Here is a 3,563-nt window from a genome sequence, read left to right as displayed (position 1 = left end):
CTTCCCCCACAAACTGCGTGGGGGAAGGGAGAACGGCATCGTGGGATGAAGAACGCCCGCGCCGATTTCTTCGGCGCGGGCGTTCCGCGTGACGGAGGTCTGCGGGTGATGATCCGCCCTACTTCTTCCAGACCGCCCAGTCGCTGCCGGAGGCGGCCAGGACCCAGCCGGCGCCGCTGGGAGACCAGCTGCCGGAGCCGATCTTCATCGCCGTGTTGCCGTTGATGATGGCGGCGTAGCGGGTCGCGTCCGCCACCTGCACGGCGATGGTGCTGGTGGACGTGATCCCCTGCTGCTTTCGGATCCCGATGAGCGTGCGGATCTTGTTCTGCAGGTCCGGGCCCCAGTCAAAGTAGTGCGGCCAGTACACCGTGGGTGTGCCGGGATGCGTAAGGATGTACGCGTAGCCCTGCTCCACCTTGCCGGCGGGGAACGGCCAGTGGTTCTGCCCGCCGTCCGGCGAGGGGCCGGTGTCATGGTTGTCGACGAAGGTGACGCTCATCTGCGGCCACCAGCCAATGGCGCCGGGAACGCACCCCATCCGCCAGTACTCCGTGCGGTCCACGGCCAGCATCAGCTGCCACTTGGTGGTAAAGTCGAACGCGGCGGAGCGGCCGCCCGTGGCGTCGATCCAGTCCATCAGCTTCTGGCGATGGTAGTTGATGCCGGAGCACGACGCGTAGTAGTCGCCCGTGATGTCGGGCCACAGCTCGCCCACGGAAAAGTACGGCAGCGTGGCCGCGTTGTAGCTGCCCACGTACGACCCCGAGAACCCCTTCACGTAGTCGTAGCGCCACCCGTCGTAGCCCGCGTTGGCGCTCTGTTCAAGCCAGCCGAGCCAGCCGGTGATCTCCGTCTGCACGGACGCGTTGGTGTGGTCCAGGTCACGCGCGGCGTGGTAGCCGTCGCCCGTGTCCCAGGCGCCCGTGCCCAGCCCCCACTCGTCGTTCTGCGTGACGGCCGCCGCGTTGCTGGCAAAGGCGGGGCTCGTGAAGTCCGCCCAGTTGGTGGTGCCCACGCGGTGGTTCACCACCACGTCGGCGATCACGCGGACGTTGCGGGCGTGCAGGGCGGCGATGGCCGTGCGCAGCTGCGCGCCCGTGCCGTAGCGCGACGCGTCCAGGTTGCGCCACTCGCTGGGCAGGTAGCCGGCGGAGTCCGCGGCGCGCGAGGCGGGCGGCAGCCACACCAGGGTAAAGCCGGCCGCCTGGATGTCGGGCGCCTTGGCCGCGACGATGTTCCACCAGCCCCAGCGATGGCTGTTCCAGTGAAAGCCCTGCAGCAGCACGTCGCTGCCGCCGCCGGCGAACTGCACCTGGCGCGGCGCGGCCGGCTGCGCGGCGACGGGGTTGCGCGTGGCGGAGCCGTCGGGCCGCGCGAGGTCGCAGCCGGTGACGAGGAGGGCGGCCCCGAGCAGCAGGGCAAGCCGCGGCAGGTGCCGTGGAGGTGCGCGCATGATGGTGATGAGAACGGGGAAACGAGCGCGGCGGATGCGGAAAACGGCGTCCTCGCACCCGCGTGGACGACCTCGCCGGCAGCAGATTTCAAGCCGCGTGTAAACGGCCATCCTGATTTGGTTTGTAATCCTTACAAATGCAACGCAGCACCAGAACGGAGCGCGCCGGGACACTGTTTTGGTGCGGATCGCCCGACCCGATCCACTCGGCCGACGCACTGAATCAGCCGGATGTTTCCGTATACGGCTCGGCTTCGCGCGATCCGTGCTTCCTCTCGTCCTTCATCGGAAATCCATAAATCGTCATTCTCGCCGGTTGATTACGGGAGATCCTAACCCGTAGCCCCCGTCGATGTTGAGCAAAATCTCCCTGCTGTCCCGCTTGAGAAATCCACCCGAATTGCCGATGCCTGCTGCGTGGTGGATCCGGGGTGGCGGGCGATGATTGTCGACAGCCGGATCAAACCCTTTGTCCATGACGGGCATCATAGGCGGTGTCCCGGCCGGCGCCCCCGACCGCCGGCGTTCCGGGACCCGCCGAAACCCCCATCTCGTGAAGCACCCCATGATCGCAGCAGCCCTCCTGATCACCGCCGCGGCGCTCGCGCAGGCGCCCGCCGACTCGGCCCGCGTGCTGGGCGCGCACCGCGTGGCGGCCGGCGAGCAGGCCCCCGTGGTGGACGGCCGGCTGGACGACGCCGTGTGGGCCGCCGCCCCCGTGGCCACGGACTTCGTGCAGCAGCGCCCCAACGTGGGCGAGCCGGCGTCGCAGCGCACCGAGGTGCGCGTGGTGTACGACGGCGACGCGGTGTACGTGGCCGTCCGCGCGTGGGACACGGCCCCGGACAGCATTGCCGCGCAGCTGGGCCGCCGCGACGCCACGGGGCTCATCAGCGACTACGTGCAGGTGATCCTGGACAGCTACCACGACCGCCGCACGGCCTTCCGCTTCGGCGTGACGCCGCGCGGGGTCAAGCGCGACGTGTTCCACTACGACGACACCTCCGAGGACGCCACCTGGGACGGCGTGTGGACGGCGGAGACGACGGTGGACAGCGCCGGGTGGTCCGCGGAGTACCGCATCCCCTTCAGCCAGCTGCGCTACCGCCCGGGCGCCGGCGAGCAGACGTGGGGCATCAACGTCCTTCGCGACCTGGCCCGCAAGGACGAGCGCTCGTACTGGAGCCCCATGCCGCCCACGGGGAGCGGCTTCGTCTCCCGCTTCGGCACGCTGACGGGGATGCGGGGGCTGAGCAGCCCGCGCCGGCTGGAGCTGCTGCCCTACACGGTGGGCCGGGTGACGGCGGACGGGCGCGTGTCGGACGACGACCCGTTCCGCTCGCCCACGGACCCGTCCATGTCCTTTGGCGCGGACGTGAAGTACGGGCTCACGAGCAACCTGACCCTCACGGCCACCATCAATCCCGACTTTGGCCAAGTGGAGGCCGATCCCAGCCGCGTGAACCTGTCCGCCTTCGAGGTGCGCTTCGACGAGCGGCGGCCGTTCTTCGTCGAGGGGGTGGACGTCTTCAACTTTGGCCTGGGCAGCGGCGACGCGCTGTTCTACTCGCGGCGCATCGGCCGGCAGCCGCAGGGCGGGGTGAACGCGCCCACGGAATGGGTGGACGCGCCCACCAACACCACCATCCTGGGCGCCGCCAAGCTCACGGGCCGCACGTCCGGCGGATGGACCGTGGGCCTGCTGAACGCCGTCACGGCCGAGGAGCGCACGCGCTACGTGGCGCCCGGCCTGGACGGCGTGGAGGAGACGGTGACGGAGCCGATGACGAACTACGCCGTGGGCCGCGTGCGCCGCGACTTTCGGCGCGGGCTCACCTCCGTGGGCGCCATCGCCACGAGCGTGAACCGGCGGATGGACGGGATCGACGGGCTGGCGTTCCTGCCCAACGCGGCGTACACCGGCGGCATCGACTGGCGGCACCGCGTGGGGGCCTGGCAGTTCAACGGCTTCGTGCTGCAGAGCACCGTCCGCGGCGACACGCTGGCCATCCAGCGCCTGCAGCGCAGCTCCGCGCGGCTGTTCCAGCGGCCGGACGCCACCCACGTGGAGTACGACCCGTCGCTCACCGCGCTCAACGGCACCAGC

Annotated in this window: 2 protein-coding genes; one reads left to right on the top strand and one right to left on the bottom strand. The window is 69.9% G+C overall.

Annotated elements, in window-relative coordinates:
* Positions 1 to 118 precede the first annotated feature (118 nt).
* The gene (locus tag VFZ20_RS03115; RefSeq protein WP_329682364.1) at positions 119 to 1,456 is read right to left on the bottom strand and encodes an alpha-amylase C-terminal beta-sheet domain-containing protein; all 1,338 of its coding nucleotides are present in this window, start codon (positions 1,454 to 1,456) and stop codon (positions 119 to 121) included.
* Positions 1,457 to 2,021: 565 nt separating this feature from the next.
* Between VFZ20_RS03115 and VFZ20_RS03110 the strand changes: the two genes are divergently transcribed.
* On the top strand, positions 2,022 to 3,563 hold a 1,542-nt coding region (locus tag VFZ20_RS03110), incomplete at its 3' end, for a DUF5916 domain-containing protein (protein ID WP_329682363.1).

The organism is Longimicrobium sp., from assembly GCF_036280135.1.
GTDB lineage: Bacteria > Gemmatimonadota > Gemmatimonadetes > Longimicrobiales > Longimicrobiaceae > Longimicrobium.
This window is presented reverse-complemented; position numbering and strand designations above follow the sequence as displayed.